This window comes from Roseateles sp. P5_B10, from assembly GCF_056400485.1.
Window position 1 is genome coordinate 1 of sequence record NZ_JBFULE010000551.1, and the last position, 3615, is coordinate 3615.

At 67.5% G+C, this 3615-nt stretch carries 4 protein-coding genes; all 4 read right to left on the minus strand.

Annotated elements, in window-relative coordinates; all coding sequences use genetic code 11:
• Nucleotides 1-571 (minus strand): DegT/DnrJ/EryC1/StrS family aminotransferase (locus AC1DU6_RS23650; protein ID WP_477860027.1); only part of this gene is annotated, 571 nt, incomplete at its 3' end.
• Complete coding sequence (locus AC1DU6_RS23655; RefSeq protein ID WP_477860029.1) at nucleotides 571-1152, minus strand: acyltransferase; 582 nt, start codon at nucleotides 1150-1152, stop codon at nucleotides 571-573. The genes AC1DU6_RS23650 and AC1DU6_RS23655, both read right to left, overlap by 1 nt.
• 1 nt (nucleotide 1153) lies before the next feature.
• A complete protein-coding gene (locus AC1DU6_RS23660) occupies nucleotides 1154-2224 on the minus strand; it encodes a Gfo/Idh/MocA family protein (protein ID WP_056195838.1) in 1071 nt (356 codons plus the stop codon).
• Between the two features lie 37 nt (nucleotides 2225-2261).
• Nucleotides 2262-3615: oligosaccharide flippase family protein (locus AC1DU6_RS23665; RefSeq protein WP_477860031.1), on the minus strand; the 1354-nt coding region annotated here is incomplete at its 5' end.

Here is a 3615-nt window from a genome sequence, read left to right on the forward strand (position 1 = left end):
CGCCATAGCAGCCCAGCGGCTTGCTCGGGAAGAAGCTGGTGCAGCCGAAGGTGGAGGTGTTGCAGCTCTTCTTGCCGTTGTACGAYGCGCCGAAACTCTGCGCGGCGTCCTCGATGACGGCCAGGCCATGCTTGCCGGCAATGGCGTTGATCTCGTCCATGTCGGCCACCTGGCCGTACAGGCTGACCGGCATGATGGCCTTGGTCTTGGCGGTGATGGCGGCTTCAATGAGCTTGGCGTCGATATTGGCAGTGCCAGGCTCGATGTCGACAAAGACGGGCACGCCGCCCGCCAGCACGATCATCTCGGCCGTGGCCGCGAAGGTGAAGGGGCTGGTGATGACTTCATCGCCGGGCTGCAGGTCCAGGGCCATCAGGCAGATCAGCAGCGCCTCGGTGCCRCTGGCGACGCTAATGCAGTGCTTGGCGCCGGTGTAGGTGACGAGGGCCTGCTCCATCTCCTTGACCTCGGGGCCCAGGATGTACTGGCCGTGGTCCAGCACCTTCTGGATGCGGGCGTTGATGTTGTCGCGCAGGGCCGCGTACTGGCTCTTGAGGTCGATGAAGTCCATCAGATGATCTCCAGGCGGTTGCCGCTCAGACGGTAGCGGTCGCCGGTGTGGGGGCAGGTGGCGTCGACGGGCTGTTCGCTCGCGACGGGCAATTCCAGGCGCTCGCCGAAGCGGCTCATCCAGCCGATCTGCTTGGCGGGCACGCCCACCATCAACGCGAAATCGGGCACGTCACGGTTGATGACGGCGCCGGCGCCGATGAAGGCGAAGCGACCGATGGTGGTGCCGCAGACGATCGTGCTGTTGGCGCCCAGCGTCGCACCCTGCTTCACGAGGGTGCGGCGGTATTCGTCCTTGYGCGTGACGGCCGAGCGCGGGTTGTAGACGTTGGTGAACACCATGCTGGGGCCGCAGAAGACGTCGTCCTCCAGCGTCACGGCGTCGTAGACGGAGACGTTGTTCTGGATCTTGACGTTGTCGCCGATGGCCACGTCGTTGCCGACATAGACGTTCTGGCCGAAGGAGCACTTGCTGCCGATGCGGGCGCCGGCGCTGATGTGCACGAAGTGCCAGACGCGGCAATCGGCGCCCAGCTGGGCGCCTTCGTCGACGATGGCGCTTGGGTGGATGGTGGTGGCCATTTCAGTAGGCCAGCGGCAGGTTGATGCGCTTGCCGTCGCGGGAGCTCATGTACAGCGCGATCAGCAGCTCCAGCGACTTCAGGCCTTCGCGACCGTCGGTCTCGGGGTGGGCCTCGCCGCGCAGCGTCTGGATGACGTTGTCGTAGTAGAGCGGGTGGCCGAAGCCGTAGACCGAGGTGGTCTGGTAGCTCGCGTCCTTGATCAGCGCGTCCATCTCATGGGGGGCATCGAATTCCCAATGCTGGATCTCGTTGACCGCCAGGCCGCCGACGCGCACCGAGCCCTTCTCGCCCAGCAGGGTGATGGAGCCTTCGAGGTTCTTGGGATAGGTCAGCATGCTGACGTTAACGGTGCCCATGGCGCCACTGCGCCACTTCAGCGCAGCCGCGCCGCTGTCCTCGACCTCGATGTTGCGGGCCAGCGTGCCGGTGTAGGCCATGACACTCTCCACGGGGCCGCAGACCCAGTCGAGCAGGTCGATGTAATGGCTGGCCTGGTTCATGAACGCGCCGCCGTCGAACTCCCACGTGCCGCGCCACTCGGCGCTGTCGTAATAGGCCTGGGGGCGGGTCCAGAAGACGTTGACGGCGACGTTGTAGAGCCGCCCGAAGCGGCCCTCGCTCATCGCGCGCTTGAGCAGTTGCAGCGTGGGGTTGCGGCGGTTCTGTTTGACGACGAAGAGGCGCACGCCGGCGTCGTCGCAGGCCTTGACCATGGCCAGGCCGTCCTGCCAGCGCGTGGCCATGGGCTTCTCCGTCATCACGTCGATGCCGGCGCGGGCCACCTCGATGGCCTGGCGGGGATGCAGGCCGCTGGGCGTGGTCAGCACGACGCAGTCGATGCCTAGTTCGGCCTTGGCGGCCAGCAGCTCGGTCAACGACGCAAAGCCGCGGCCCCCCGTCTTGGCGACGGCGGCCGCCAAGGCCGCGGGGTCGGTGTCGCACACCGCCACGAGCTCGGCGCGCTCGGCGTGCTTCTTGATCGCCTCCATATGGTTCTGGGCGATGCGGCCGCAGCCGATCAGCGCGAAACGGACCAGGCGGCCGATGACGGGAGGGCGGGACTGTTGCATAGGGTTCACCTGTGAGGGTTCGGTCTGTCTTGTCGGTCTAGGCGGCATTGTCGGCAGCTCGCCGCCAGAACCGCGTCAGTCTTGCAAAGGCCGGATCGGCGGCCAGCGGGTGGCGGCACCAGCCCAGCGCCAGCAGCCACGAAACGCAGCAGCTGAGGATGGCCAGCACGAACCAGAGGATAGGCATGGTCTGGCCAGGCTCGCGCGGGTGAAGCACCAGCAGCAGCGCGGGCGGCGCCAGCGCGATCAGCGCCACGGCCATGCTGCGCACGAGCTGGCCACGCAGCACGCGCCAGTCGTTGGGCAGGAACTTGCCCTTCACGACATAGACCAGCGGCAGCTGCAGCAGCATGGCCAGCGCCAGCCCGGCGGCGCAGGCCCAGGGCTCGCGCCAATACGCCGCCGCCGCGACGATGAGCGCCGCGCGCGCCGGCTGGAAGACCACCTCCATGCGGGTCAGCAGGTCCATGCGGCCCATGGCCACCATCAGGTTGCCGATCAGGCTGATCGCCGCGGCCAGCGCGCCGGCCAGGCAGAAGATGGGCACCAGCGGCGCCGCCGCGTCCCACTGCGGGCCGAACAGCAGCCGCAAGGTCTCCAGCCCGTAGAGGGCGACGAAGCCGTAGAAGGGCCAGGCCACCACGCAGACATAGGTGACGCTGGCGATGTAGAGCGGCTCCATGGCCTGCTGCTCGCGCACGGCCTTTGCAAAAGCGGGATAGGCCACGTTGCGCACGGCGCCCATCAGGTCGCGATGGAAGAGGTTCATCAGGCCCTGGGCGCGGCTCAGCAGCGCGACGGGCGTGAAGCCCATCAGCTTGCCCACGGCCAGGTCGTTGATGTCCATGGACACCGACGTGACGACGCCCACGACCGAGCTCTGGGCGCCGAACTTGAACAGGCTGCGCCATTGCGACAGCCCCGGCCGCAGCAACCGCCGCTCGCCCTGGGCCCACCAGGCGGCGAAGCCCGTGGTCGCACTGACGACCAGCGTGCCGGCCACGAGGCCGATGGGGCCCCAGCCGGCCCAGGACAGGCTGACGCTGGTGATGGCACCGGCCAGCGTCGCAACCAGGTTCGCGACGGCCAGGGCCTTGAAGGCGAGGCGGCGGCGCAGCAGCGCCAGCGAGATCGTCGAGAACGGCAGCAGCAGAAAGTTCATGGAGGCCAGCCACAGCAGGTCGCGCATGCGCGGCTCGCGGTAGAAGTCGGCCACCCAGGGCGCCACGGCAAAGACGATGAAGCCCAGACCGATGCCGATGATCAGCGTGACCCCCAGGGCCGTGCGGATGTGATCGTCGGTGAGGTCCTTCTCCTGGATCAGGTAGCTGGCGACGCCAAAGTCGCGCAGCACCTGGGCGATGCTCATGACAGCCAGCGTCACCGAGTAG

What these genes read in the sequence shown, in the direction of transcription:
- AC1DU6_RS23660 (WP_056195838.1), bottom strand. Translation starts at nt 2,224, where the DNA reads ATGCAACAGTCCCGCCCTCCCGTCATCGGCCGCCTGGTCCGTTTCGCG.